At 57.6% G+C, this 25829-nt stretch carries 26 protein-coding genes, 1 tRNA gene and 1 other annotated feature; of the genes, 22 read left to right on the top strand and 5 right to left on the bottom strand.

Annotated elements, in window-relative coordinates; translation table 11 throughout:
* Window positions 1-91 precede the first annotated feature (91 nt).
* On the bottom strand, window positions 92-595 hold the full coding sequence (locus G454_RS0105160; RefSeq protein WP_245574323.1) for a nitroreductase family protein: 504 nt from the start codon (window positions 593-595) through the stop codon (window positions 92-94).
* A 65-nt stretch (window positions 596-660) separates the two neighbouring features.
* Window positions 661-1089 (bottom strand): universal stress protein, encoded by a 429-nt coding sequence (locus G454_RS0105155; protein ID WP_245574322.1) that lies wholly within the window; start codon window positions 1087-1089, stop codon window positions 661-663.
* A 124-nt stretch (window positions 1090-1213) separates the two neighbouring features.
* On the opposite strand from G454_RS0105155, the gene deoC reads away from it, so the two are divergent.
* From deoC to G454_RS0105135, 4 genes are all read left to right on the top strand, one after another.
* Window positions 1214-1891: a deoxyribose-phosphate aldolase gene (gene deoC / locus G454_RS0105150; RefSeq protein WP_211229963.1), complete on the top strand. Its 678-nt coding sequence runs from the start codon at window positions 1214-1216 to the stop codon at window positions 1889-1891.
* A gap of 398 nt (window positions 1892-2289) precedes the next feature.
* A tRNA-Val gene (locus G454_RS0105145) sits at window positions 2290-2364 on the top strand.
* A gap of 143 nt (window positions 2365-2507) precedes the next feature.
* Entirely contained in the window at window positions 2508-3506 is a 999-nt protein-coding gene (gene ytxC / locus G454_RS0105140; protein ID WP_169719313.1) for a putative sporulation protein YtxC, read from the top strand.
* Between the two features lie 5 nt (window positions 3507-3511).
* A complete protein-coding gene (locus tag G454_RS0105135; protein ID WP_211229962.1) occupies window positions 3512-4135 on the top strand; it encodes a DUF445 domain-containing protein in 624 nt (207 codons plus the stop codon).
* Window positions 4136-4185: 50 nt separating this feature from the next.
* Here G454_RS0105135 and G454_RS0105130 read toward each other — a convergent pair whose 3' ends face one another.
* Entirely contained in the window at window positions 4186-4767 is a 582-nt protein-coding gene (locus G454_RS0105130) for a flavodoxin family protein (RefSeq protein ID WP_027717736.1), read from the bottom strand.
* Between the two features lie 20 nt (window positions 4768-4787).
* The gene (locus G454_RS0105125; RefSeq protein ID WP_027717735.1) at window positions 4788-5720 is read right to left on the bottom strand and encodes a radical SAM protein; all 933 of its coding nucleotides are present in this window, start codon (window positions 5718-5720) and stop codon (window positions 4788-4790) included.
* A 158-nt stretch (window positions 5721-5878) separates the two neighbouring features.
* Window positions 5879-6134, top strand: a binding site (T-box leader).
* A 46-nt stretch (window positions 6135-6180) separates the two neighbouring features.
* On the opposite strand from G454_RS0105125, the gene thrS reads away from it, so the two are divergent.
* Window positions 6181-8085: a threonine--tRNA ligase gene (gene thrS, locus G454_RS0105120; protein ID WP_211229966.1), complete on the top strand. Its 1905-nt coding sequence runs from the start codon at window positions 6181-6183 to the stop codon at window positions 8083-8085.
* On the opposite strand, the gene G454_RS0105115 is transcribed toward thrS, so the two are convergent.
* Complete coding sequence (locus G454_RS0105115; RefSeq protein WP_027717733.1) at window positions 8082-9203, bottom strand: methyl-accepting chemotaxis protein; 1122 nt, start codon at window positions 9201-9203, stop codon at window positions 8082-8084. The two genes, thrS and G454_RS0105115, sit on opposite strands and share 4 nt — an antisense overlap.
* Window positions 9204-9519: 316 nt before the next feature.
* Between G454_RS0105115 and infC the strand changes: the two genes are divergently transcribed.
* From infC to G454_RS20815, 17 genes are all read left to right on the top strand, one after another.
* Window positions 9520-10074, top strand: a complete 555-nt coding sequence (infC, locus tag G454_RS0105110) for a translation initiation factor IF-3 (RefSeq protein ID WP_027717732.1) — start codon at window positions 9520-9522, stop codon at window positions 10072-10074.
* A 5-nt stretch (window positions 10075-10079) separates the two neighbouring features.
* Complete coding sequence (gene rpmI / locus G454_RS0105105) at window positions 10080-10274, top strand: 50S ribosomal protein L35 (RefSeq protein WP_027717731.1); 195 nt, start codon at window positions 10080-10082, stop codon at window positions 10272-10274.
* Between the two features lie 48 nt (window positions 10275-10322).
* On the top strand, window positions 10323-10682 hold the full coding sequence (gene rplT, locus G454_RS0105100) for a 50S ribosomal protein L20 (RefSeq protein WP_027717730.1): 360 nt from the start codon (window positions 10323-10325) through the stop codon (window positions 10680-10682).
* A gap of 26 nt (window positions 10683-10708) precedes the next feature.
* On the top strand, window positions 10709-12079 hold the full coding sequence (locus tag G454_RS0105095) for a TrkH family potassium uptake protein (protein WP_245574321.1): 1371 nt from the start codon (window positions 10709-10711) through the stop codon (window positions 12077-12079).
* Window positions 12080-12088: 9 nt separating this feature from the next.
* Complete coding sequence (locus G454_RS0105090) at window positions 12089-12733, top strand: potassium channel family protein (RefSeq protein ID WP_027717728.1); 645 nt, start codon at window positions 12089-12091, stop codon at window positions 12731-12733.
* An 8-nt stretch (window positions 12734-12741) separates the two neighbouring features.
* Window positions 12742-13539, top strand: coding sequence for a TrmH family RNA methyltransferase (locus G454_RS0105085; protein ID WP_027717727.1), 798 nt, complete (start codon window positions 12742-12744; stop codon window positions 13537-13539).
* A 395-nt stretch (window positions 13540-13934) separates the two neighbouring features.
* Entirely contained in the window at window positions 13935-15461 is a 1527-nt protein-coding gene (locus tag G454_RS22570; protein WP_027717725.1) for a flagellin N-terminal helical domain-containing protein, read from the top strand.
* A gap of 79 nt (window positions 15462-15540) precedes the next feature.
* Window positions 15541-16146 (top strand): hypothetical protein, encoded by a 606-nt coding sequence (locus G454_RS0105070; protein WP_027717724.1) that lies wholly within the window; start codon window positions 15541-15543, stop codon window positions 16144-16146.
* A 21-nt stretch (window positions 16147-16167) separates the two neighbouring features.
* On the top strand, window positions 16168-17979 hold the full coding sequence (locus G454_RS0105065; protein ID WP_169719312.1) for a motility associated factor glycosyltransferase family protein: 1812 nt from the start codon (window positions 16168-16170) through the stop codon (window positions 17977-17979).
* Between the two features lie 358 nt (window positions 17980-18337).
* Window positions 18338-18994, top strand: a complete 657-nt coding sequence (locus G454_RS20820; protein WP_084413276.1) for an acetyltransferase — start codon at window positions 18338-18340, stop codon at window positions 18992-18994.
* 53 nt (window positions 18995-19047) lie between these two features.
* Entirely contained in the window at window positions 19048-20025 is a 978-nt protein-coding gene (locus G454_RS0105060; RefSeq protein WP_027717722.1) for an SDR family NAD(P)-dependent oxidoreductase, read from the top strand.
* Window positions 20026-20043: 18 nt separating this feature from the next.
* Window positions 20044-21153: a LegC family aminotransferase gene (locus tag G454_RS0105055; RefSeq protein WP_035107011.1), complete on the top strand. Its 1110-nt coding sequence runs from the start codon at window positions 20044-20046 to the stop codon at window positions 21151-21153.
* Window positions 21125-22369 carry a UDP-N-acetylglucosamine 2-epimerase gene (neuC, locus tag G454_RS17835; RefSeq protein ID WP_051275916.1) on the top strand — a complete coding sequence of 415 codons (1245 nt, stop codon included), beginning with the start codon at window positions 21125-21127 and terminating at the stop codon, window positions 22367-22369. Before G454_RS0105055 ends, neuC begins: the two co-directional genes overlap by 29 nt.
* Window positions 22356-23375, top strand: a complete 1020-nt coding sequence (gene neuB / locus G454_RS0105045; RefSeq protein ID WP_027717720.1) for an N-acetylneuraminate synthase — start codon at window positions 22356-22358, stop codon at window positions 23373-23375. The genes neuC and neuB overlap by 14 nt, the downstream gene beginning before the upstream one ends.
* Entirely contained in the window at window positions 23360-24484 is a 1125-nt protein-coding gene (locus G454_RS0105040) for a nucleotidyltransferase family protein (protein ID WP_169719311.1), read from the top strand. Before neuB ends, G454_RS0105040 begins: the two co-directional genes overlap by 16 nt.
* A 5-nt stretch (window positions 24485-24489) precedes the next feature.
* Window positions 24490-25197, top strand: a complete 708-nt coding sequence (locus G454_RS0105035) for an acylneuraminate cytidylyltransferase family protein (RefSeq protein WP_027717718.1) — start codon at window positions 24490-24492, stop codon at window positions 25195-25197.
* 31 nt (window positions 25198-25228) lie between these two features.
* Window positions 25229-25483, top strand: a complete 255-nt coding sequence (locus G454_RS20815; RefSeq protein ID WP_245574320.1) for a site-specific integrase — start codon at window positions 25229-25231, stop codon at window positions 25481-25483.
* Window positions 25484-25829 lie beyond the last annotated feature (346 nt).

Here is a 25829-nt window from a genome sequence, read left to right as displayed (position 1 = left end):
CCTCTCTCCCGGATGGCCAAGATATTAGCCGGACAGTTAGTATTAATTTTCATATACACCCCGCCGCCGTGTCAATACGCTTGTCCTTACATTAAACGTAGCTTACTATTTCCTCCGGCTCCCTCCGGGTGGTGCGGTGAACCGGCTCCTCTGCCGGGTAGCCCACCGGGATGATGGCCACGGGCACGCGGTGCGGGGGAACGGCCAGGCATTCCCGCACGCGGTCCTCGTGAAAGGCTCCCACCCAGCACGTCCCCAAGCCCATAGCGGTGGCCGCCAGGAGGATGTTCTGCACGGCAGCTGCCGTGTCCTGGTAGCAGTATAGTCGCCGGCCCCGCTCGCCGTAAACACGGCCGGAGCGCTCCGGCTCGGCACAGACGACGATGACTACAGGCGCCTGGGCGATAAAACGCTGCTCCAGGGCCGCGGCGGCCAGGCACTCCTTCACCCCCTGGCTGCGCACCACGTAAAAAAACCAGGGCTGCAGGTTTCCGGCAGAAGGAGCCCAGCGGGCAGCCTCCAGCAGTTGCCCGATTGCCTCCTCCGGGACAGGCGTGGCCTGGTACCGCCGCACGGAACAGCGCTTTTTTATCACTTCCAGCAAGGCGCTCACCTCCACAAAAAGCGCAGCCGTACAATTTCATTATGCCCCCTCCGGGGCTACTTTACCACCACCACCGGGCAGGGAGCCAGGTGGATTACCTTGTGGCTCACACTTCCCAGCGTCATGCCCCCCGGCTCACCGTACCCGCGGCTGCCCACCACCACCAGGTCGTACTGCCCCTCCCTGGCCAGGCGGGCAATGGCTTCGGCAGCGTTTCCCCGCTCCACAGCAGCCCGAAATTCTTTCCCCTCCGGCGCGAAAACTTCCCTAACGGCGGAAAAGACTTTCTCGGCACGGGCCTCTATTTCCTGATCCAGCTCTTTTTGCTTAATAAAGGAGCACCCGCCGGGATCGGGAAAAAGGCTGTGGCAGGAGGGGCCCACGTAGAGGGCCGTAACCTCCACTTTCGGGCTGAGCCTGCAGAAGCGGAGGGCCAGCCGGGCAGCGCGCAGGGAGTTCTCCGAACCGTCCACCGCCAAAAGCACCTTCAAGGCCGCTCTACCCCCTTTAACTACTTTAAAAATTTCCACGAACCTGCCCCAAAAACCTGCCGGTGCTCTATAATCTTGCGTTAGGAGCAAAATCGCAAAAGGGGGCTTGAGGACTAAAATGACTTTGACCACGGCTCAGCTGGCCGGGGTAATCGACCACACCCTCCTTACCCCCACGGCCACCGGGGCCGATATACGCCGGCTCTGCGAGGAAGCCTTAAAGGCGGGTTTTGCCGCCGTATGCGTCAATCCCGCCCACGTGCCGCTGGCCCACCGGCTGCTGAAGGGCTCACCGGTAGCCGTGTGCACGGTGGTCGGCTTCCCCCTGGGGGCCACCACGCTGAAGGCCAAGGTGGCGGAGGCAGAAGAAGCAATAAGAAACGGCGCCGCGGAACTGGACATGGTCATTAACATCGGCGCTCTGAAGGAGGGGGACTGCGAGTACGTCCTGGCCGAGATACGGGAGGTGGTCGGGGCAGCCACCGGCATCCTGCCGGAGGCCAGGGTCAAGGTGATCATTGAAACGGGCTACCTGGAAAACGAAGAAAAAGTAGCGGCCTGCCGGTTAATTGCTCAGGCCGGGGCCCATTTCGTCAAGACCTGCACCGGCTTTGGCCCGCGGGGGGTGACGGTGGAGGACGTCAGGCTATTGCGGGAAAACCTCCCGCCAGGTGTGGGGGTGAAGGCCGCGGGGGGCATCCGCACCCGCGCCCAGGCCCTGGCCCTTCTCGAGGCCGGCGCCAGCAGAATCGGCACCAGCGCCGGCCTGGCCATCATCGGGGACCCGGGCTCGTAAATTTCCTGAGCGATCCCCAGTTTTAAGAGCGCGATTTAGCTCGTAAGCGAGCGACGACGAGCAATTTTGCCCCGATAAGTATCTCGTACAACGAAAAAAATTGGCTTGCAAAATTGCTCGTCGCTTGAGCCGAGCGGAAGACCAAACTTAGCGAAATTGAAGGTGGAGGTGGGGCCGAGGCCTTGGATGGCCGAGGCCGGCTCGTGAGGCAAGGAAGCCGAATGAGCCGGGGACCCCGCCGGAGCCCGAAAATTGAGCGCTAGTTTGGTCCGCGAGGCGAAATTTAAGCGAGCGGGAGCTAAGTCACGCCTGGCAAAAAGGTGGGGGTACCTGAGCTGCCGGGGGCCTTGACAAGGTGCCGGATTTGCGTGATAATGGTGGTGTGGCTTGTAAGACCCGGGCGGGTAGTTCAGTGGGAGAACGTCTGCTTGACGCGCAGAAGGTCGTGGGTTCAATTCCCTCCCCGCCCACCAGATAAATCAAGGCTTCCGGGGTTGGAAGGAGATTTCCAACCCCGTTTTTTATGCAACCGTACAGCAATTGGGAGGAAAGGAAATCCGCCGGAATTTTCCGGCGGGTGGGGGTGGTGGCCTTCCCGCGTGGGAGGCTTTTCTTTTTGCTCGGCCTGCCAGCGGCTCCCTGCGGCCTGCTTTCCCGCCCGGCGGCGGCCCCGGGCCTGCCCGTATACCGTTCCGGGGGGTACACATATACTAAAAACCGGGAGGGGCAAGGGAAGATGGCGGGCATTTCTATCGGCACGGCCCGGCACACCAGCTTAATTAAGGCCTGCCTGGGGCGGGAAATGAAAATCATGGAAAAAGAAGGGCTGAAGATCAGGTTGCGGGAGTGCAGCTCCGGCAAGTATACTTTTTTCTCCTGCCAGGTGCTGCCCGACGGGCAGAAGAGCGGGGAAGAGTTGGAGCGCATTTTGCGCTGCCGCATGGCCAGGGTGCTTTCGGATTTAATCCTCAACCACTGGCAGGGGTTGCTGCTCAAGGACATGATCCGCGAGAACTACTACTACTTCGATGAGGAGGAAAAGAGGAGCATCCTGCGCTATGCCAAAAACCGCCTCGGCGGGGGAGGGAGAAGTTCCTGCGCCGCCCGCTACCCGGCACTGCGCCAGAAGATCATGGGCAAGCTCCTGGACTTTTTAAGCCACCACAACCAGCTGGTGGTGGAGGGTTTTATCCGCTTCCGCCTCAAGGAATACGTGGAGGTCCTGGAAGAGGCCGTTGAAAGGGCGGTCGACGATTTCCTCCTGGAAAAGGAATACCGGGAGTTTATCCGCCTCCTCAGGTATTTTGTGGAAATCCAGGAACCCCGGGTCAACCTCGTACACCTCCTCCGGGAAGGAAGCGGGGCCTTCCGGCTCTACGATGAATCCCGAAGGCCCATCAGGCTGGATTGTTTCGAGGGCCTTTTGTATAACCTGTCCGCGGAAGAGCTCAATTATGACGACGTGCTCATCAGCGTCCTCATTACCCTGGCGCCGCGGCAAATTACGGTGCACCGCCTGGCGCACGACAAGAGCACGCTCGTACAAACCGTCCGGCAGGTTTTTGGTGAAAGGGTGCGGGAGTGCCTTGACTGCCCCCTGTGCCGGGGAGAATAATATTCATGAGGTGGGAACAGTTGCACTGGGGGCAGGCCGTGCTCATGCCCGTAACAGGTGCTTTTATCGGGTGGCTGACCAACTGGATGGCGGTACGGCTCATCTTTCGCCCCCACCGCCCCGTGCGCGTGCTGGGCTATACCATTCAAGGGGTGGTGCCCCGGAGGCGGCATGAGATAGCCAGGCTTATCGGCAGGGTGGTGGAGGAGGAACTCCTGCCCAAAAAGCACCTCCTGGGCTCCCTGATGACGGAAAAAATGACCGCAGAGATCGTCCGCTCGGTGGAGGAGGCAGTGCGCCTGCGGGTGATGGACAAGCTCCCCGCCTGGCTGCCTTTTAATTTGCGCCGGGCCGCTGCCGACCTCCTGGCGGAGCAGGTTAAAAAGGAGTTGCCCCTTTTGGTGCGCCAGCTGTGGGGCCGCCTGGAGGAAGAGGTTGACCTCTCCCTGGCCGCGCTGGTGGAGGAGCGCATCAACGGCTTTTCGCTGGAGCAGGTGGAGAAGATCATCACCGCCGTTGCGGCGCGGGAGCTAAAGCACATCGAGTACCTGGGCGGCGTGCTTGGTTTTATCATCGGCCTCCTGCAGTTGGGGGTCCTCTGGTTTGCCAGGTACGGGGGGCATTTATAAAAAAAAGCGGCCCGGCTGCCGGCAGGAGGGCCGCTTTTTTACATTACCCTCTACTGGGCCAGCTTTTTTAGCACGCGGGCCATGTTTTGCCCCAGCGTCTTAAAGGTGTTAAGCGCCTCTTCGTCTTTGAGGATGTCGCCCGGGGCAAGGGCCAGGCCGAGGTTCCAGTAGTTGGACGAGGGGATGACCATCTGCGAAATGCCGAAGAAAAAGTTGATGGCGGAGTAGGCAAAGGTGGCCCCTGCCCTCCGCGCCACGACCACTGCCGCGCCCACCTTCCCTTTGAGCATATCGTCGTTGGCCCTGGCCACCATGCCGCAGCGGTCGATGAAGGCCTTTACCTCCGCAGTGACATTGCTGAAGTAGACGGGCGAGCCGATAATGATGCCGTCCGCAGCAACCGCCCGGGCGATGAACTCGTTCATTTCGTCCCCGCCCTGCTGGCAGCGCTTGTCCTTGCTCTTGAAGCACTTGAAGCAGGCGGCGCACCCGGCCAGGCGCCTGCCGCCCAGCTGCACGATTTCGCCGCTTATCCCCTCCTGGGCCAGCGCGCCCAGGACCGCTTCCAGGGCGTGGTAGGTGTTCCCTTTGGGCCGCGGGCTGCCGTTAAAGGCTACGACGATAAGGGACAAAGCCTAAACGCACCTCCTTTTTAGAGTCCCCGCGCATATTCGGGGCGCAGAAGAGCAGGGTTGCGGCTGGACAGGACGTAATCCAGCGCCTTAAGCATCTTGTCGCGTTCCGCCGGCAGCCAGCCGCGCACGGAAAAGTAATTCGAGGCGTGCATGGAGCTGAAAAAGCAGCGGGTAAAGCGGCTGTGCTCGATAATTATCTTCAATTCGGCGAGGGTCTGGAAGGGGTCCAGGGGCTCGAACTCGCCCCTTTGGGCCTGCTCGTAGAGGGGCGTGCCGGGGATGAGGGTTAGGGTGAGGGCGCCCACAAAGTCGGGGTCCATGGCGCTCAAGACGTTAGCCGTGGCCAGGGCGTGCTTGATGCTGTTTCTTTTGCCGGCCAGCCCCAGGATGACCATCACGGAAAGGAGGATGCCTGCCTCCTTGGTCAGGCGGGCGGCTTCAATCATCTGCTGGCTGGTGTAGCCTTTGCCGACCGCCGCGAGGGTGTCGTCGTCGCCGCTTTCCAGGCCGAGGTAAAAGATGCCCACCTTCAGCGCCTTCAGCTCCTTGAGCTCGGACGGGGTGCGCCGCAGGATGTCCCCGGCGGTGGCGTAGGTGCCGACCCGCTCGAGGTCCGGGAAGCGCCCGTTCAGGTAGGCCAGCGCCTCCACCAGCGGCCGCTGCGGGTAGACCAGGGCGTTGGCGTCCTGGAGAAACACCCTCCTGCCGTCCCAGCCGCGGGCAACGGCGTAAACGATGGGCGGCATGTCGGAGCGCACGATGCCCAGGCGCAGGAACTGGTGGAGGGCGTCGATCTCTTCCTTGACCTCTGCCAGCGGGCGGACCTGCAGCCTTGTGCCGTAATAATTGCAGAAAGTGCAGGTGTTGTTGGAACAGCCGCTGGTCAGCGGCAGGTAGTAGCTGCGCCACTCGCTGGGCGGGCGGATGATCTCGGGGCGCGCAAAGGCCATATATTGCGGGGCACCTGCCTTGAAGAGTTTCTTTTCGCTAAGGAAAATTATTTTTTATTGGCGCCATTCTGGCAATGGCCGTTTGAGACCCCTGCGGCCTGCTGGTTGACACGGCGCCGCCCGTTCAATATAATTTTCCCGGTAAAGCAGTTTTTCGGGCAAAAGCGTTGATGGGGAAGAGTAGGCCCGGGCAGCCTGCCGCCAGAGAGGGGAAGGCCGCGGCTGGAAGCCTCCCCCGGCAGGAAGGGCTGAAGACCGCCCCGGAGCTGCCCCGCCGAACGCCCCGCAGGGGGCCATTAGGCGGGGCCGGCCACGGCGCCGTTATGTTGCCGCAAGAGGTGGGCCGCCGTCGCTCGTTTCGTCCCGGCGGCCAAGCAGGGTGGAACCGCGGAAAAGAAATTTTTCGTCCCTGAAAAGGGGCGTTTTTTATTTTGCCTTGCAGGAGGGAGATGCGGCGGTGATAAGGGTAACTTTAGCCGACGGCACGGTGAGGGAGTACCCCCCGGGCACGACTTTGGGCCAGGTGGCCCGTGACATAAACCCGCGGCTGGGCCGGGAGGCCCTGGTGGCCGCCGTTAACGGGAAGCTGGTGGACCTCAGCTACGGGCTCGGCGAAGATGCCGAGGTACGGTTTTACACCTTCGAGGACGAGGAAGGGCGGGACGCTTTCCGCCACAGCGCCGCCCACGTGCTGGCCCAGGCCGTGAAGCGCCTTTTCCCCGAGGCCAAGCTGGCCATCGGGCCGGCCATTGAGGGGGGCTTTTACTACGATTTCGACGTCCCCCGCCCTTTTACCCCGGAAGACCTGGAGAAGATTGAGCGGGAGATGGAGGCCATCGTCAAGGAGGACCTGCCCATTGTGCGCCGCGAGGTATCCCGGCAGGAGGCGCTGGAGTTTTTCGCGGCGCGCGGCGAGCCCTACAAGGTGGAGCTGATCCGCGAGCTGCCCGAAGGTGCAGTGATTTCCTTCTACCAGCAGGGGGAGTTTGTGGACCTCTGCACCGGCCCGCACGTGCCTTCCACCGGGAGGATAAAGGCCCTGAAGCTGACCTCCGTGGCGGGGGCCTACTGGCGGGGCGACGAGCGCAACAAGATGCTGCAGCGCATTTACGGCACCGCCTTTCCCAAAAAGTCCCAGCTAGAGGAGCACCTGGCCCGCCTTGAAGAAGCCAAGCGCCGCGACCACCGCCGGCTGGGCGCCGAGCTGGACCTCTTCAGCCTCCAGGAGGAGGGACCCGGCTTTCCCTTCTTCCACCCCAAGGGCATGGTGCTGCGCAACCAGCTGGAGCAGTTCTGGCGTGAGGAGCACTACAAAAGGGGCTACCAGGAGATCCGCACGCCCGTTATTTTAAACCGCGCCCTGTGGGAGAGGTCCGGCCACTGGGACCACTACCGCGAGAACATGTACTTCACGCAGATTGACGGCGTGGACTACGCCATTAAGCCCATGAACTGCCCGGGCGCCATCCTGGTTTACAAGAACCGGCTGCACAGCTACCGGGAGCTGCCCATCCGCCTGGCCGAGCTCGGCCTCGTCCACCGGCACGAGCTTTCCGGCGTCCTGCACGGTCTCTTGCGGGTGCGCTGCTTCACGCAGGACGATGCCCACATCTTCATGCTGCCCTCCCAGATCAAGGAGGAGGTCATCGGGGTCATCGACCTCGTGGACCACTTCTACAAGGTCTTCGGCTTTAACTACAAGGTGGAGCTCTCCACCAGGCCGGAGAAGTCCATGGGCTCCGACGAGATCTGGGAGGTGGCCACGAGAGCCCTGCAGGAGGCACTGGAAGCTAAGGGGATGCCTTACAAGGTCAACGAGGGTGAGGGCGCCTTTTACGGGCCCAAGATAGACTTCCACCTGGAGGACTGCCTGGGGCGCACCTGGCAGTGCGGCACCATTCAGCTGGACTTCCTCATGCCCGAGAAGTTCGACCTGGTGTACATCGGCGAAGACGGCGCCAAGCACCGCCCGGTCATGCTCCACCGCGTGGTCTTCGGGAGCATCGAGCGCTTTATCGGCATCCTCACCGAGCATTTTGCCGGCGCCTTCCCCACCTGGCTGGCACCGGTGCAGGTAAAGGTGCTGCCCATTGCCGACCGGCACATGGAGTACGCCCGCCGCGTGCTGGAGCGGCTGGAAGCGGAGGGCATAAGGGCGGAGCTGGACGCGCGCAACGAGAAGGTTAACTACAAGATCCGCGAGGCCCAGGTACAGAAGATTCCCTATATGCTGGTCATCGGCGACAGGGAGGTGCAGGAAAGCACCGTGGCCGTGCGCCACCGCGCCAAAGGCGACCAGGGCTCCTTTACCCTGGAGGAGTTCCTGGGCCGCCTGAAAGAGGAAATTGCCCGCAAGGCTTTCTAGGCATCCAGGCGGAACCTTCGCGAGAGGGCGAGCAGCTCGGCGGAAAGCCCTTCCATTTCGCGAATGGTGGCCTTGGCTTTTTCCATGCTTTCGAGGTGCCTTTCCTGTGCCCCGGCGATGTGCTGAATGCTGTTGGCCACTTCTTCTGCGGCGGCGGTTACCGCCTGCACCTCGCCGGCCAGCGCTTCCATGCGGGAGGTAATCCCCTCCACGGTACCGGTTATCTCCCGCACCATTTCCAGGCCGGCCCTTATCTGGTTGATGTTCTCGCCGGCTTTTTGCACTGCCCTGTGCGTTTCCCTCTGGATGAGCTCAATAAGCTCCTGGATTTTGCCCGTGGCGCTTCCGGCTTGTTCGGCCAGCTTGCGCACCTCTTCCGCTACCACCGCAAACCCTTTTCCCTGCTGGCCGGCCCGGGCCGCTTCAATGGCCGCGTTTAAGGCCAGGAGGTTGGTCTGCTCGGCAATCTGCCTGATCACCTCTGCAAACTGCGACACCTGCTGTGCGGCCCGGGTCAAATCCTGAATGGCCGTGGCGTTTTCCGCGGACGCCCTTTGCATGGCGTTCATCTGCTCTTCAAGGCGCAATAATCCCCTGCTTCCTTCCAGCGCGTGGCCGGCGGTTTCTTCGGAGGCCCTGGCGATGGTCTGTGCGCTGGCCGAGACTTCCTGGCTGGAAGAGGCCACCTGGCTTACGGCGGAGGCCGTGGCCGCGGCCTCTTCGGCTGTGAGCTCGGCGTAGTTCACCAGCTCGCGGCAGGTTTTTTCAATCTTGCCGCTGATCCTGCCTAAATCGGAAGTCAGGCCGTCCAGGATCTCGCGGAAGGCCTGCTTTATTTCCCCTACGGTGTTAATGGACCTCGCGCCGCCGCTCAGGCTCTTTGCCGCTAGGCTTTCCAGGTCGTTAATGACCTCCTTCATGGGCGCGATGACTTGCCTGAAGTTTCTGGTACTTATGGCGATGCCTAAAAGCCCGGCCAGAAAGCCGGAGGTGAGCACCACCAGAAGCTTGTTTGCGGAGAAGGTGTTAACTGCATAACCGATGACCATTCCCCCGGGTACGGCCAGCAGGAATGTCCTGGCCAGGTACCGCCCCAGACCCGCTTTCCTGATGTTCAAGCCGCTCTGCCCCCTTAATAAATGAATATTCATTCACTTTACAACTAAGGATAAATTATCCCCCCCGGGGTGTCAATAAGCAATTTCGCTGGCCACGCTGCCTTGACGGTTTTTTGCCTGCCGTGCTATAATTGGGTGAACAATTTAAGAGGGCACCTTTTGGTTTAAGCAGAAGCCATCCGCTTCTCACCCCACGACGCCCCGGAGGGCTGTCCATGGGGTTCTTTGAGCCGGCAGGACGTACCTTTTGTTGAGGAGAGCTTAAAGCGGGTGGGCGGACCCGTTTTTATTTTGCACATTTCCGGAGGTGGTATGTATTACCAAAGACTACCGGGTGAACGAGGAGATCCGGGCCAGGGAAGTGCGGGTCATCGATCCCTCGGGGAACCAGATCGGGATCATGCCCTTGAGGGAAGCATTGCGCCTGGCGGAGGAGAGGCAGCTGGACCTGGTGGAGATCGCCCCCCAGGCAAAGCCTCCGGTCTGCAAGCTGATGGATTACGGCAAGTACAAGTACGAGCAGAGCAAGCGGGAAAGGGAAGCCAGGAAGAGGCAGCGCATTATCAACGTCAAAGAGGTAAAGTTGCGCCCCAGCATTGAAGAGCACGACTTTCAAATCAAAGCCAGGAACGCGGCGCGCTTTTTAAGGGACGGGGACAAGGTAAAGGCCACCATCATGTTTCGCGGACGGGAGATTATGCACACCGAGCTGGGGCACCAGCTCCTGGTGCGCTTGGCGGAGCAGCTAAAGGACTTATCCATTGTGGAGAGGCAGCCGAAGCTGGAAGGCAAGAATATGGTCATGATCCTGGCCCCGCGGCCGGATTTGCATAAACAGGAAGTAAAGCAGGAAATGGAAGAAAGGGGTTGAATCCGTTGCCCAAGCTCAAGACACACCGCGGCGCAGCCAAGCGTTTCCGGAAGACGGCTACCGGCAAGTTCAAGCGTTCCCGGGCTTTCCACAGCCACCTCCTGAGCAAGAAGAGCTCGCGCCGGAAGCGCAGGCTCTTAAAGCCGGCCTACGTCAAGTCCACGGAGGCGAAGAAGCTAAAGAGGTTGCTTCCTTACTAGACGGGTTTTCGCCCCACATTGCACATTGCCAAGAGGAGGAGATAGACCATGCCTCGCGCCAAAAGCAGCGTCGTATCCCGCAGGAGACACAAGAAGATCCTCCGGCTGGCCCGGGGTTATTTCGGGGCCAAAAGCAAGCTTTACCGCATTGCCAAACAGCAGGTCATGAAGTCCCTGGCCTACGCCTACCGGGACCGGCGGGCCAGGAAGCGGGAATTCCGCCGCCTGTGGATTGCCCGCATTAACGCCGCCGCCCGCATGAACGGCCTCACCTACAGCCGCTTCATGGAGGGCCTGCGCAAGGCCGGCATCCAGATCAACCGCAAGATGCTGGCCGACCTGGCGGTGAACGACGCCCCGGCCTTCAGCCAGCTGGTGGAGATAGCCAAGTCCAAGGTTGGCGCCTAGTCTTTGTTGAGAAGGGTTGACCTTGCTTGTTCAACCGCAGTGGCAGGGTTAGGCTGGACTCGCTCAAAGGTTTTCCCCTTCGCTTAAGCCCCCCGCAAGTCCTGGTGCTGGGATTTGCGGGCGTGATCTTATCGGGGGCCCTTTTGCTCATGCTGCCGGTGGCCAGCCGCGCAGGCACGCCGACGGATTTCCTCACCGCCCTTTTTACCGCCACCTCGGCCACCTGCGTGACCGGCCTGGTGGTGGTGGACACGGCCACCCACTGGTCCACCTTCGGGCAGGTGGTCATCCTGGCCTTAATTCAGGTCGGCGGCCTGGGCTTCATGAGCATGGCCACCTTTTTCTTTATCCTCATGGGCAAGCGCATCGGCTTAAAGGAGCGCCTCATAATCCAGGAGTCGCTGAACCAGCTACGCGTCTCCGGCGTGGTGCGCCTGGTGCGGGCCATCTTGCTTTACACCTTCTCCCTGGAGGCCTTTTTTGCCCTCATCCTGGCCGTGAGGTTTTACACAGATTTTGGCTTTCCGCGGTGCCTCTGGATGGGAGTCTTTCACGCCGTCTCGGCCTTTAACAACGCCGGCTTTGACCTGATGGGGGATTTTCGCAGCCTTACCGGCTACGTCAGCGACCCGGTGGTGAACCTGTCCGTAACCACCCTCATCATCCTGGGAGGCCTGGGCTTTTCGGTGGCCATGGAGCTTTTAGATTACTTCCAGTTCCCCCGCCGCCGCCTTTCGGTGCACACCAGGCTTGTCCTGCGGGTAACGTTCCTGCTCATTGCCGGGGGTGCCCTGGTTTTCGGCATGCTGGAGTGGGACAACGCATTGCGCGACCTGCCGCTGCAGGGCAAAATACTGGCCAGCTATTTTCAGGCCGTCACCCCCCGCACTGCCGGCTTCAACACGGTGGACATCGGCCAGCTCAACCCGGCCACCCAGTTCTTCCTCATCGTCCTCATGTTCATCGGGGCCTCTCCCGGTTCTACCGGCGGCGGCATTAAGACGGCCACCTTTGCCCTCCTGGTGCTGACCGTGTGGTCCATTGCCCGCGGCAAGGAGGACGTGGAGCTCTTCCGCCGCCGCATTCCCCACTACCAGGTCTACAAGGCCCTGGCGGTGGTCCTCCTCTCCATCGGCACGGTGACGCTGGTGGCGCTGCTCTTGAGCATTACCGAGAGGGCGAGCTTTCTGGCCATCCTCTTTGAGACCGTTTCCGCCTTTGGCACCGTGGGCCTGAGCACGGGCATCACGCCGCAGCTTTCCCCCGCCGGCAAATTACTCATCATCCTGACCATGTTCGGCGGCCGCCTGGGCCCGCTCACCCTGGTTTACGCCCTGGCCCAGCGCCGCCGCAAGACGACCATACGCTACCCGGAGGAAAAAATCATTGTTGGGTAGGGGTGGGGCATGAAGCAGTTTGCCGTTATCGGCCTGGGGCGCTTTGGCTCCAGCGTGGCCAGGACCCTGGCGCGCATGGGGTATGAAGTGCTGGCCGTGGACACCAACGAGGACAGGGTTAACGACCTGGCAGAGGAAGTCACCTACGCCGTCTGCGTGGACGCCATGGACGAGCAGGCCCTGAAGTCCCTGGGCCTGCGCAACTTCGACGCCGTCATTGTGGCCATCGGCCAGGACGTGCAGTCCAGCATCCTGGTGACGGTGATGCTCAAGGAGATGGGCGTGCCCCGCGTGGTGGCCAAGGCGCAAACCGAGCTCCACGGCAAGGTCCTCCAAAAGGTGGGCGCGGACATGGTGGTTTTCCCCGAGCGGGACATGGGGGTGAGGGTGGCCCATGCCCTGGCCTCCCGGAACATCCTGGACGAGATCCAGCTCTCGCCCGACTACAGCATTGTGGAGCTGGTGGCCCCGCCGGAGTTCGTGAACAAGACCCTGCAGGAGTCGGCCATGCGCCGCGAGTACGGGGTAACCGTGCTGGCCATCCGCCGCGGCGAGGAGATCATCATCTCGCCGGGCGCCAAGCACGAGATAAAGGAAGGGGACGTGCTGGTGGTCCTGGGGCGCGTGGACAGGCTGCGGGCCCTGGGAGGCTAGGCCCCGCCGTGATCACGAGCAGGTCCAACCCCCTCATAAAGTCCCTGCGCCGGCTCTCATCCGACCGGCGCTACCGGGAAAGAGAGGGCTGCTTTCTGGTGGAGGGGGTGCACATGGTGGAGGAGGCCCTCTCCTCCGGGTGGCCGATCAGGCTCATCCTCCACACCCCTGCGGCGGCCGAGCGGGCCGGCTTCCTGTGGCCGAAGGCCAGGGAAAAGAACGTGCCGCTGGTGGCCGTGGCGGAAGGGCTGATAGACGAACTGGCAGGGACCGTCACCCCCCAGGGCATCATGGCCCTGGTGGAAATGCCCCGCGGCGAGCTGGCGGCCCTCCTGGGAGCCCCTCCTTCGCTGCTGGTGCTGGTGGACGGCGTCCAGGACCCGGGCAACCTGGGCACCATCGTGCGCAGCGCCGCCGCCGCCGGCGCTCAAGGGGTCGTCCTCCTCCCCGGCACGGTGGACCTGTACAACCCCAAGACCGTGCGCGCCACCATGGGCGCCCTCTTCCACCTGCCGGTGGTGGCGGCGGCGGAAAAGGAAGGCGTGCTGGTGCGCTTAAAGGAAGCCGGCTTTGCAGTGGTGGCCGGCGTGCCCGCAGGGGGGGAGCCCCTTTTCGCGCTGGACCTTACCCTTCCGGTGGCCCTGGCGGTGGGCAATGAGGCCAGGGGCCTTTCCCCCGAGGTGCTTGCCCGGAGCAACTTCCTGGCCACCATTCCCATGCCCGGGCGGGCGGAGTCCCTCAACGTAGCCGCTGCCGCCTCCATCATGCTCTACGAGGCGGTACGCCAGCGGGCGCGGAAATGCTAGGCAATTCAAAAAGTGCGCCTGCGGGGAGCGAAAAAAACCAGGTCCGCCGGCCGGAGAAACCGGCGGGCTTTTTTATTTTCGACGATACCATAAATCAGGGACTGCTTGTTGCCGAAAACATATCTAGAAAAAGTCTCCAAGAGAGGCTGGTGGCGGTGCCGGAAGGCGGTACGGCTTGCTGGACGAGGGAAGACTGCGTTCCGGTGACGGTTATCAGAAAGGTCACTGGCGGAAGGAGGGCCGGGGGTATAAAGCCGGCGCACCGGGCTGACGATAAATGCTTGTGAGGAGGTGGGACGCGGGCTTAAGGCGGCGCTTTAAGAAAGCGGCGGTTACTTAAAAGCCTATCCCCACGGACGGGGAAGCACAAAACACTCTGGAGGAGGTAGGTTTGTGTGATAATCAACCACAACATTGCGGCGCTAAATACGTACCGGCAACTCTCCATCAACAACATGATGGCCGCGAAATCATTGGAGAAGCTTTCCTCGGGCCTGCGCATCAACCGCGCTGCCGACGACGCCGCGGGCTTGGCCATCAGCGAAAAAATGCGCGGCCAAATCCGTGGTTTGGACAAGGCGGTGCGCAACGCCCAGGACGCCATCTCGCTCATCCAAACGGCAGAAGGGGCATTGAATGAAACTCATTCCATCCTGCAGCGCATGCGCGAGCTGGCCGTGCAGGCGGCCTCGGACACGAACACTGAGAGCGACCGGGCGGCCATCCAGGCGGAGATCAATCAGTTAAAAGAAGAACTTACCAGGATCGCCAACACCACCGAGTTCAATACCAAAAAACTCTTAAACGGCGAATTAGCCCGCAGCGTTACAGTAAGCGGCCCCAATGGCGATCTCGCTAGCGCCACAATTAAAGTAAATCCCGGCTCACAGGCGGTGGGCAGCTATACCCTCACTGTCTACAGCTACGCGGAAAAGGCAAGGCTAAATGCTTCGGGAGTATCAGCTGATGGTGTTACATTTAACTCGGGTGTAACCTTGGCTTCGGGTATTGCAACTTATATATCGGGAACAAATAAAGTAAATACTATCGATGCCACAGACTCCTTTACCTTGACCATAAATGGTGTCGCGATAAATATCTTGGGCTCTGACACCTTTGCTGTCATCAGAGATAAGATTAATCAATTGGCGGGTAAAACTGGAGTTACGGCTACCATTAGCACAACTGGTGGTTTGGGCATTAAATTGGAAAGTGTAGAAAAAGGCAGTAGCCAGGTTATTACAGTGGCTGGTACTGATGAACTACTAAAAGGCTTGGGTTTACAAGCAGCAGGTACTGGTGCTGGTTCCGTCAGCACCAACACAGAAGTGATGAGCGATGCTGGCACAGATGCTGTGGCTACCTTACTTAATCAGGCTCCTGGTTCCACGGAGATAAATCTCACCGCCACAGGTAATGTACTCTCCTACAGCGTTACTGGTCTCAAAATTACCTTGGAGGGTGTGACAAAGGAAGGCCAGCCCACCGACAGCAACCCTGATACGGCCACCATCATAATTTCACCCGGCGGACAGCTACTCTTCCACATTGGTGCCAACATTAATCAGAGTGTTAGCCTGGCCATCGATAAGATGGATGCGGAGAGCCTGGGCGTGCAGAATGTGGACCTGACTACCCAAGCAGGTGCAAACAACGCCCTGGCAACAATCGATCTTGCCATAGCGCAGGTTTCCTCAGTGCGCGGCAACCTGGGTGCCCTGCAGAACCGCCTGGAGCACACTATCTCTAACCTGGATGTGGCCAAGGAAAACATTACCGCCGCCGAATCCCGCATACGGGATGTGGACATGGCCAAGGAGATGATGGAGTTCACCAAGCTTTCCATTCTCCAGCAGGCGGCCACGGCTATGCTGGCGCAGGCCAACCAACAGCCGCAGCTGGTGCTGCAACTGTTGCGGTAAAACCGGGCTTAAGAGAGGGGGGCAGGGAGATAGCCCCCCTTATTTTTATCACTTAATTAATTAAAGCGAGGTCTGCGTTATGGAGATTAAGGTAAATGGGCAAGACATTACCCTTCCTAGGGACTTGCGCCAGGGGAGCCAGCAGGACCTAGAGGAATTTTGGCATGGGTTAGAGAAAAAAATTCTTTGCTCGGGCCGTGTTATTGAGGCCGTGGTAATTGACGGCATCCCCGTGTACGACAACCACCTTGAGGCAATTGCATCCACCTGGCCTGCCATAGAAAAGCTGGAAGTCATCACCGTGCCATGCGCCGAAGCCTGCCGAAGGTTGGCGGGGAGTTTGCGAAGTTATTTAAGTGGTCTTTTGCCGCATTTGGAGGACCTTGCCAATGAGTTTTATCTGGGTGCAGGGCAGCAAACCTGGAAGAGATTTGAACAGCTTTTAGAGAACCTGCAATGGGTGGTGCAGGGCTTGCAGGTTCTGGCTAAAAGCCTTCCCAAACCGCTACCCTGTGCTTTGGAGAGCTGCAGCCAAGCTTTTTATCAGGTAACGGAGGAACTTTGGAAGGCGGTTGAAAGGAAGGACGGCTTTGCCATTGGTGATATCTTGCGCCAGGAATTGGCGGAGCAGCTGGAATTACTGGAAGCTGCTCTTGGGGAACTAGAGGAAAGCGGCTCGTGGTGAACAAGCGTGAGTGCAGTTTTCATGGAAAACATACAACACCTGGAAAAGTATTTTCCTAACATATCCCATGCCCTCTCGAAAATACCTTTGCCCGATGGCAGGTATAAGTTTCTTGCCGCCAGAAGCGGGGAGTTAACCGTTTGCGCGCATCACGACGGGCAAGAGGTTTACCTGCATAGTCGCTACGACCCTGTAGGTGAAGCGCGGCGCTGGATAGCTGCCAATGTGGATGAAAGTTACCGGCAGGTGGTTTTTTACGGCTTCGGCTGTGGGTATATGGTGGCCGCGCTGCTGGAAAGGCGGCCCGAGGTAAAGATTTCAATCTACGAGCCGGATTCCGAGCTTTTTAAAGCGGTTCTCAAACAAATGCCGTTGGCGCAAATACTAAATCCCCGAAATGTGGAAGTTTTAGGAGTAGAAGTTTCCCCACATACACCGGAGGCTTTTATAGCCCAGGTGGTGCCTAGGATTACCGGGGAAACCTGTTTCCTGGTGCTGCCCGCCTACCGGCGGCTGTTTCCAGACAAGGTAGCCGACTTTCAGAAAAAGTTTTTGGACGCTTTAGAGCAGCACAGGTACAGCTTGCGTTTTGACTCCCGCGCCGAGGTGTGGTGGACCTTAAACTCCCTCTTAAACTTTTCGTGGCTTCTTGCCGCCCCTAGCATTTTTAGGAAAGAAGGGGAGTTCAGGGGAAAACCCCTGGTCATTACCGCTGCCGGCCCTTCGCTGGAAGAGGAGTATGAACATCTGCGTCAAATTTATGAAAGGCGCATGGCCTACATCTTTGCGGTGGGTTCCGCCGTGCACGGGCTTTTGGCCCACGGCATCACTCCCCACGCCTTTTGCTCCTACGATCCCTGGCCGGAAAATGAAAGGGTCTTTGCTTCTTTGACGCGCACTGATTTCCCGCTCATTTTCGGTACCAGTATTTTTGCCAATACGCTGCGGCACCATGCGGGGCCCAAATTTTATATGACCATCAGCCAGGATACCGTTAGCCCCTTCCTTTTGGGTACACCTAAGGAAGAAATTATTTTTGACGCTCCTTCAATTGCCGTTTGCGTGTTGCAGCTGGCGTACCGACTCGGCTGCCACCCGGTGGTGCTGGTGGGGCAGGACTTGGCTTTTCCGGGAGAAAGGGTTTACGCCAGCGGCATTAACTTTGCCCGTTCTGAAACCCTCGGGAACGCGGAAAAGGAGCAATGCATAAAGGTACCGGCGGTAAGCGGTGGCGAGGTTCTCACCAGCCATTCCTTTGAGCGCATGCGTCGCAGCATGGAACATCATTTGCGCCAACTCAGGGGAATAAAGGTGTTCAACACCTCGCGAATGGGGGCTAGGATTGCCGGTACTGTGGAAAAACCCCTTGCTGAGATCATCACGGAGTTCCTGGAGCCGGATGTAGCAAATCCTTTCTGGTACGAGGGCGAGTACGGCAGGCCAGACACCGATACAGTAAGGAGGCGAGTGGAGGAACTTTTAGCTGCAGCAAAGACCATGTGGAATATTTTAGGGGAAATTTGGTCGGCGCTAAGAAAAATTGAGCATGACCCTGTTGCGCTGGGAAAGGTGCTGCGGAACTACGAGAAGGTACGAAAGGAGCTTGAAGCTCTATCTGAAAACCTCTTTTTTAACATCGTGGCAAAACCTATGGTACGGGCAGAGATTGAGGTATACGGGAAGCTTGCCGCCGATATAGCAATGGAAAAGAGGATTAGCCGCAAGTCCGAATTGATCATTAGGTACTGCGGTGGCTTGGTTAGTGCAGCTGCCGAACGCAGCGCGGCAGCGGAGTTCGTGCTCAAAGGAATTGCGGCTAGCTTAAAGGAGTAGGCATTATTCGAGGTGATGCAAAAACCTGGCCTGCTGGCTTGTATAGCATTCGTAAAAGTGGTTGAAAGAAGGGCAGTCTTTGACGTGGATCGCAATTTGGCCTTAGAAAGTGCACCTTTGGGGATTGAGCTATCGCAGGGGTGTTATTTTTCATTACTCCAGTAAACATTTACCATAACGCTTGCCTAAAATAATGCAACGTCTGGGAGAAGGTTTCAGGAAACGCTGTAGCCCCTAAGAAAGAAATAGCAAGAGTTACCATGTCCATTCAGTATGCATTATGAATTTTGCAAGTCACTCTGGCATGGCTGGGTAAGCGAGTATTTCTCAGTTTAGTAATGCGGCATGGTGGGTCCTTATGTCCAGGCAACAGATAATAATCATTGGTGCCGGTGGCCACGCATTGATGATTGCGAGCATCATCGAGGAACTGGGAGCATTTGCCATTGTGGGTTATACAGCACCTGCGCCTGGCAAGGGTCCTCTTTCTGGTCGTTATAAATACTTAGGGGATGATGAAGTTCTTCCGGGTATGTTGAAACGAGGAGTAAATCTGGCCGCTATGGGTGTTGGGGGTACCGGTGACAACCGCCTGCGTAGTGAATTGTTCGTCAACATTACTTCCATGGGGTTTGAGTTTCCTCCATTACAACATCCGAGGGCAATAGTGGCACCTGGGGTGGAGTTAAATAGCGGCTCTGTCATAGCCCCTGGAGCGGTTATTGGTCCCGGGGCTAAAATAGGGGTCAATGTTATAGTAAACTCCGGCGCTGTAATTGAGCATGAGTGTCTTTTGGGCGATCACGTTCATGTGGCTCCGGGCAGCATCCTTTGTGGCGGGGTTAAAATAGACCGCCTGGCTCATGTTGGTGCCGGCGCTGTGGTGATTCAAGGCATTTCGATTGGGGAAGGAGCTATTATTGGCGCTGGTGCAGTAGTAGTTAAAGACGTAGAACCTTGGAGTGTAGTGGTGGGTAATCCCGCAAGGGTTATCAAGAGAAGGTGCGATACTTAAGTGTATAGATTTTGCCAAGCTAATATATTTGGCACGAAATGGGATGGCAAAGTATGAAAGAAAAAATTCTCATCACCGGCGCAGCCGGCTTTATCGGCTCGCACCTGGTAGAAGAGCTGGTGAATCAAGGATATAGGGTGCGGGCCTTTGTCCGCTACAATTCTCGCGGCGAGTGCGGCTGGCTTGAGTCTTCGCCCTGCCGTAAAGAGGTTGAAATTTTCTTTGGCGATGTGCGCGATTATGAGAGCGTGAGGCGCGCCGCACGAGGCGTGGAAGTTATTTTCCACCTGGCGGCACTGATCGGCATACCGTATTCCTATGAGGCCCCCCTGGCGTATATCAGGACTAACGTGGAGGGTACTTACAACGTGCTGCGGGCAGCCCTGGAAGAAGGCGTGGCCAGGGTGGTGCACACCTCCACCTCCGAGGTGTACGGCACGGCCAGGTACGTGCCCATAGATGAGGACCACCCCCTGCAGGCGCAGTCGCCTTATGCGGCCACCAAAATTGCTGCCGACCAGCTGGCGTTAAGCTTTTACCGCTCCTTTGGCCTGTCGGTGGTGGTGGTGCGGCCCTTTAACACCTACGGGCCACGCCAGTCGGCCCGCGCTGTCATCCCTACCATCATCACCCAGGTGTTGGCCGGAAACGGCTGTGTGCGCCTGGGAAACCTCCACCCCACCCGAGACTTTAACTACGTGCGGGACACCGTCGCGGGTATGATTGCCGTGGGCCTGGCCGCAAATACGGTGGGCCGGGTGGTGAACATCGGCAGCGGCAAGGAGACTTCGCTAAAAGAACTGCTTACCCATGTCGAAACTATAACCGGAAGAAAGATTACCGTTGAGGTGGAAAAGGCACGGCAAAGGCCGCCATCAAGCGAAGTTGACCGCCTGGTTTGCAATAACCGTCTGGCAAGGGAGCTGACTGGATGGTTTCCTCGTTACACCCTCATCGGGGGCCTTGCAGAAACGGTAAGGTGGTTTGAGCAGAACCTCCACCTCTATAAGCCGCGAGTTTATAGCATTTAGAGGCAGGGGAACATTTCCTTGGGCAGTTACAGGATCCCCCTTGATGCGCCGAACATCGGTGAGTTGGAAAAGGAATACGTGCTGCGTGCCCTGGAAAGCAGCTACGTATCTGCGGCGGGGCCGCTGGTAGCGGAATTTGAAGAACGCTTTGCCGCCTACGTGGGTGCTAAGTATGCCGTGGCCACGGCCAGCGGCACCGCTGCCTTGCACCTGGCTTTGAGACTTCTGGGCATTGGTCCAGGGGACGAGGTGATCGTACCGGCCCTCACCTTTATTGCCACGGTAAATCCGGTGGTGTACGTGGGTGCTACTCCCGTGGTGGTGGACGTGGACCCGCAGACATGGAACATAGACCCCGCGGAAGTAGAAAAGGCCATCACCAGCAGAACGCGCGCCATCATTCCAGTCCACCTTTACGGCAACCCGGCAGACATGGGGCGGCTGATGGACATAGCCTGTAGGCACGGTTTATTTGTAATTGAAGACGCCGCCGAAGCCCTCGGTGCTACCTATAAAGGACAACACGTTGGGACGTTCGGGGATATTGGCATATTCAGCTTCAACGGGAATAAGGTTATTACCACCGGCGGGGGCGGCATGCTGGTGACGAACGATTCCATCCTGGCCAAGCGTGCCCGCCTTTTGGTCAACCAGGGGAGAGCCCTGGGCAGCTTTGAGTATGAGCACGTGGAAATTGGCTACAATTACCGGCTAACCAACATACAAGCGGCCTTGGGTCTGGCGCAGCTGGAGCGGCTAAATGGGTTCTTAGCCAAGAAACGCAATTTTGCTGCTGTATACCGTAAGATGCTGGGAGAAGTTAGTGGGATATCCTGGCAGGAAGAGTTGCCGGGGGCAGAAAGCAGCTGGTGGCTTTTTGCAATACAGGTGGACCCGGGCAAATTCAGACTGGACAGGGATACTCTGGCTGCAAAGTTGCAAAAAGCAGGCATTCAGGTGCGGCCCCTCTTCCTGCCCCTTCCCCGGCAGCCTGCCTATGAAAGTTTACAATTTAAGCCGTGCCCTGTGGCCGAATTGCTCCATGCGCGTGGACTATGCCTTCCCAGCGCCACTTTCCTTACGAAAGAGGATATACTAAATGTCTGCCAAGTCCTATTGGACAGGTGAAGTTTTAAGCAACATGAGAAAAATAATGGCCTTTTCAACAACGCGGGCCGAGTTTGGCTTGCTAAAGCCAATCCTACGTAAAATTTATACTTCGCCTTTAAGTGACCTTATACTTGTAGCCGCAGGAGATCACGTTAACCCCCATAAGGGAGAAACAATTCAGGAAATCTATCGAGAAGGCTTTCAACCTATTATCCTAAAAGAATGCTTCCCAGAAGCTGATAGGCCGGTTGCCATTACGAGGTACACAGCCGACATTTGTGTCAACTTAGCAAGAATCATTGAGAGTACGGCACCAGACATCTTATTGCTTTTGGGGGATAGGCATGAGCTCCTTGCGGCAGCTACGGTAGCTATAATTGCGCGTGTTCCTATAGCACACATTGCCGGCGGCGAATCAACGGAAGGGGCAATTGACGAGCAGGTGCGGCATGCTCTTACAAAAATGTCTCATCTTCACTTTGCTAGCACCTTTGAGTACGCGCGCCGTATTCGCCTCATGGGGGAAGAGGCTTGGCGGATTCATGTGGTTGGCGCACCGGGTGTGGAAAACATTCACCGGGGAGAACTGATGAGCCCGGAAGAAATTATGGCCAAATTTGGTATTGATGTTAGCCAGCCCACGTTGCTGGTAACCTTTCATCCCGAAACACTTACTCCTGATTTAAACCCCGCAGAAGAGGTAAATATCCTTATTTCGGCTTTAAAAGAGTTCGGGGAATTCCAGCAGGTCATCACCTATCCGGGAACGGAAGTCGGCTACCAGGGTATAATTGCCGCCTGGGAAAACTATGCTAGAGAGCGCCCTAATGTTAAGTTGTTTAAAAGCTTAGGATCACGCGGTTACCTGGGAGTCATGAAGCATGCGGCAGCGGTGGTGGGCAACTCCTCCAGCGGTGTTATTGAAGCACCTTCTTTCAAAGTACCGACGGTTAATGTTGGTGATAGGCAAAAGGGCCGCATAAAGGCCGAAAGCGTAATTGACGTGCCCTGCTGCAAGGAGAAAATCACTGCTGCTATTCGCAAGGCTCTTTATGATAAGGTTTTTCGTAACCAGCTAGAAAAGGTTAAAAATCCCTATGATCCTTTTGGAGACGGTAATGTTAGTGGCAGGATAGTCTCTGTATTGGAATCTGTGCCTTTAGGAAGGAAACTATTAGAGAAAAAACTTGATTTCCCAGGTCCGGAAGAGGTGTCTTTATATGGCCTTCAGTAATGGCGTCTTCATCATTGCCGAGGCAGGCGTAAACCACAACGGGAGCCTTGAGCTGGCCAAGAAGCTGGTGGAGGTAGCGGTTTCTGCTGGAGCCGATGCAGTAAAATTCCAAACGTTTATTCCGGAAGAGGTGGCCAGCAGGTGCGCCGAAATGGCATCTTACCAGAAGGCCAGCATACCCGGCTCCGGGTCTTCGCAGCTTGAAATGATCCGGCGCCTGGCATTATCTTATGACCAGTTCCGGGAGCTGAAGGTTTACTGCGATAGGGCGGGAATAATTTTTTTATCTACGCCCTTTGATTATGTCAGCGTTGACTTCCTGGATGCCTTGGGAGTCCCCCTATTTAAGGTTCCCTCGGGTGAGTTGGTCAACCATCGTTTTTTGCGCTGCGTTGCGGCACGTGGGAAGCCTCTCATCATTTCTACAGGCATGTCTACCCTGGGCGAGGTGGAGGAAGCCTTGGAAGTGGTGCAAGAAGCAGGGGCGCGGGATATCACTCTGCTCCATTGTACTTCCGCTTACCCAGCGCCTTATGAAGAGGCCAACCTGCGGGCCATGATCACGCTTGAGCAAGCTTTCGGCTTGCCTGTAGGCTATTCCGATCATACTCCGGGTATCGAGGTGGCGGTAGCGGCGGTAGCCCTCGGTGCCAGGGTAATTGAAAAGCATTTTACACTTAGCCGAGACATGGAGGGACCGGACCACAAGGCTTCGTTGGAGCCGCACGAGCTGGCGGCGCTGGTGCGGGCCATCCGTAACGTGGAAAAGGCTTTGGGCGACGGCAAAAAGCGCCCGCGCCCCGCCGAAAAGGAGGTAATGAAAGTAGCAAGGCGCAGCCTGGTGGCGGCCCGTTTTATCGCTGCGGGCGAGATGATCACGGAGGAAAAGCTGGTCATCAAAAGGCCGGGGACAGGGATCCATCCGAAAATGTGGGATGTAGTTGTTGGCCGCAGGGCCCGCGTAGACATCCCCGCGGATACACCAATTACTTGGGAAATGATTTAATTAGCGGCATCATTTTGGTCATTCTTGCACCAAGGGGAGGGGCATTTTTGAAGGACGACAACCTGGAAAAAGTCAAAGTAGAGGCCCAGGAGCAGATAGTACGTGCTTTAGAAAAAATGGACCGGGCTGCCAGGCAAATTCTTTTGGTAGTTGACGAGGAAGGCCGCCTGCTGGGTACCGTTACCGACGGGGACGTCCGCCGGGCTCTTTTAGAGGGGGTGGATCTAAAGGCTCCCGTTTCACGCATCATGAACCCCCGCCCCAAGGTACTGCCGGTAGGTTCTTCCCTTGAGGCAGCCCGCCAGCTCATGCTGCAGTTTGGTATCCGCCACGTTCCTATAATAGACGAAAAAGGTAAAGTGGTGGAGCTGGTTCTGTGGCAGGATCTTTTTTTACCGCGCGTGAAAAGCCGTCCCGAACCAGTGGTCATCATGGCCGGTGGCCAGGGTACGCGCCTTGATCCTTTTACTAAGATCCTGCCCAAACCAATGCTTCCCCTAGGGGAAAAACCTGTCTTAGAAATAATTATGGATCGCTTCCACAGTCAGGGATTTAACCGGTTTATCCTCTGTCTTGGCTACAAGGCCGAAATCATCCGCCTGTATTTTGACCATGATAGCCGGCCCTATCGTCCGGAGTTTGTTCTGGAAGATAAGCCGCTGGGCACAGCCGGTGCCCTTTCTCTGCTGGCGGGGCGTATTGAGGAGACCTTCATCTTAAGTAACTGCGATATTATCGTGGAACTCGACTATGCCCACTTGCTGGACTACCACCGCGCGCATGGCTATGCTCTAACGGTGGTCGGGGCTTTGAAAGAGTTTGTTGTTCCCTATGGGGTATTGCGCACTGGAGCGGAGGGTTTCTCAATCGAAGAAAAGCCCAACTTTCATTTTTTAGTGAACACCGGTCTCTACGTGCTGGAGCCAGCAGTGCTCTCATTACTTGAAAAAGGTGTCCGTATTGATATGCCCGAAGTTATCGAGGCGGTGCAAAAGGCAGGGATGCGCACGGGGGTTTATCCGCACCACGGGCGCTGGTTTGACGTGGGACAGTGGGAAGAGTACCAGCGCACGCTGCGCGTGTTTGCGGCGCTGGAGGCGGGAGGTTAAGAACAATGTACGAAAACCTTTCTGTACTTGGATTTATTCCCGCCAGGGCGAGCTCCAAGGGGGTGCCGGGAAAAAATTTGCGGCCTCTTGCTGGAAAACCTCTCATCTTACATACCATCGAAACAGCCAGGCAAAGCGGTGTTTTTGACTGCTTGCTCGTTTCCACCGACGGGGAGGAGATCGCCCGCGTGGCCCGGGAAGCGGGAGCAGAGGTGCCTTTTTTGCGTCCGGCTGAGCTGGCTACCGATACAGCGCGAGGGATTGATGTGCTCCACCACGCCATGGAGTGGCTTGAGGAGCGTGGGCAAAAGTACGACTGCGTGATGGTTTTGCAACCAACCAGCCCCCTGCGCACGGTGGGCGACATCCTGGCCGCGCTGGAGCTTTTGGTGCGGCGCGATGCCGGAGCTGTTGTTTCGATCTGCGAGGTGGAGCACCATCCCTGGTGGTGTAATGAGCTTCCTCCCGACGGCTGTATGGAAAACTTTTTGCGTCCAGGTATTCCGGCCAACCGCCAGGAACTTCCCAAGTATTACCGCTTAAACGGGGCCATTTACCTTGCGCGGTGGGATTACATTCGCCACCGCGATTCCTGGTTTGGTCCCCGCACTTATGCCTACATCATGCCACAAGAGAGATCGGTAGACATTGATGGTGAGCTTGACTTCCTGTTAGCTGAAGCGATACTTTCACTGGGAAAAAATTCTTGTTAAATATTTTCGAAATAGCACTTTCTAAATTTCTGTGCGGAATGCCTTTAAGCTTTCTATCCGCAGGGCGGGAGTCCCAGAAATCCGCTTCCATGACCTTCGCCACACTCACGCCACTTTCCTGCTGCGGAAAGGCGTGCATCCAAAAGTCGTAGCCGAGCGCCTGGGCCACTCCAGTGTGAGCATAACCCTGGATACCTATTCCCACGTTTTGCCGGATACCCAGGCGGAAGCAGTAAGGGTTATGGAGGAGCTGTTCCGCACCAGGGGGCTGAGACCCGGGCGCTAACTCTGTCCGGTTTGCAAATGTTTGCAAATGTTTGCAAATGGGCAGGTGCGGACTTGGAAGGCCATAAGTATCAAGGGCCAGCGGGCGCGGGCGAGAAATACCTTGTTTTAGCAAAGGGCATATGATATAATCTGCCCTGGGGGCACTCCAAAAAATGAGGAAAGGTTGTGGTTAAATGGTTTTGACCGCCGAATTTTTTTGGAGGCTGTTTGAGGCGACCGGCTCGGTACTAGCCTACATCTTATACCGCAGGCTGGCCGTGCACTGAACCATTTAGCCCCTGGAACGCTGGTTGGCGGTGAAAAGGTAACTTCCGTCCCTTTGGGGGCGGTTTTTATGTTTGGAG

The sequence above is a fragment of the Desulfovirgula thermocuniculi DSM 16036 genome (genome assembly GCF_000429345.1).
GTDB lineage: Bacteria > Bacillota > Desulfotomaculia > Desulfotomaculales > Desulfovirgulaceae > Desulfovirgula > Desulfovirgula thermocuniculi.
Note: the sequence above shows the minus strand (reverse complement) of the source record. Positions and strands in the feature narration are given on the sequence as shown.

Coding starts and splice junctions, on each gene's coding strand:
- G454_RS0105125 (WP_027717735.1), bottom strand. CDS start 5,720: ATGGCCTTTGCGCGCCCCGAGATCATCCGCCCGCCCAGCGAGTGGCGC.
- G454_RS0105060 (WP_027717722.1), top strand. CDS start 19,048: ATGAAAGAAAAAATTCTCATCACCGGCGCAGCCGGCTTTATCGGCTCG.
- G454_RS0105090 (WP_027717728.1), top strand. CDS start 12,089: ATGAAGCAGTTTGCCGTTATCGGCCTGGGGCGCTTTGGCTCCAGCGTG.
- G454_RS0105070 (WP_027717724.1), top strand. CDS start 15,541: ATGGAGATTAAGGTAAATGGGCAAGACATTACCCTTCCTAGGGACTTG.
- neuB (WP_027717720.1), top strand. CDS start 22,356: ATGGCCTTCAGTAATGGCGTCTTCATCATTGCCGAGGCAGGCGTAAAC.
- deoC (WP_211229963.1), top strand. CDS start 1,214: ATGACTTTGACCACGGCTCAGCTGGCCGGGGTAATCGACCACACCCTC.
- G454_RS0105065 (WP_169719312.1), top strand. CDS start 16,168: ATGGAAAACATACAACACCTGGAAAAGTATTTTCCTAACATATCCCAT.
- rplT (WP_027717730.1), top strand. CDS start 10,323: ATGCCTCGCGCCAAAAGCAGCGTCGTATCCCGCAGGAGACACAAGAAG.
- G454_RS0105035 (WP_027717718.1), top strand. CDS start 24,490: ATGTACGAAAACCTTTCTGTACTTGGATTTATTCCCGCCAGGGCGAGC.
- G454_RS0105135 (WP_211229962.1), top strand. CDS start 3,512: ATGAGGTGGGAACAGTTGCACTGGGGGCAGGCCGTGCTCATGCCCGTA.
- G454_RS20820 (WP_084413276.1), top strand. CDS start 18,338: ATGTCCAGGCAACAGATAATAATCATTGGTGCCGGTGGCCACGCATTG.
- neuC (WP_051275916.1), top strand. CDS start 21,125: ATGTCTGCCAAGTCCTATTGGACAGGTGAAGTTTTAAGCAACATGAGA.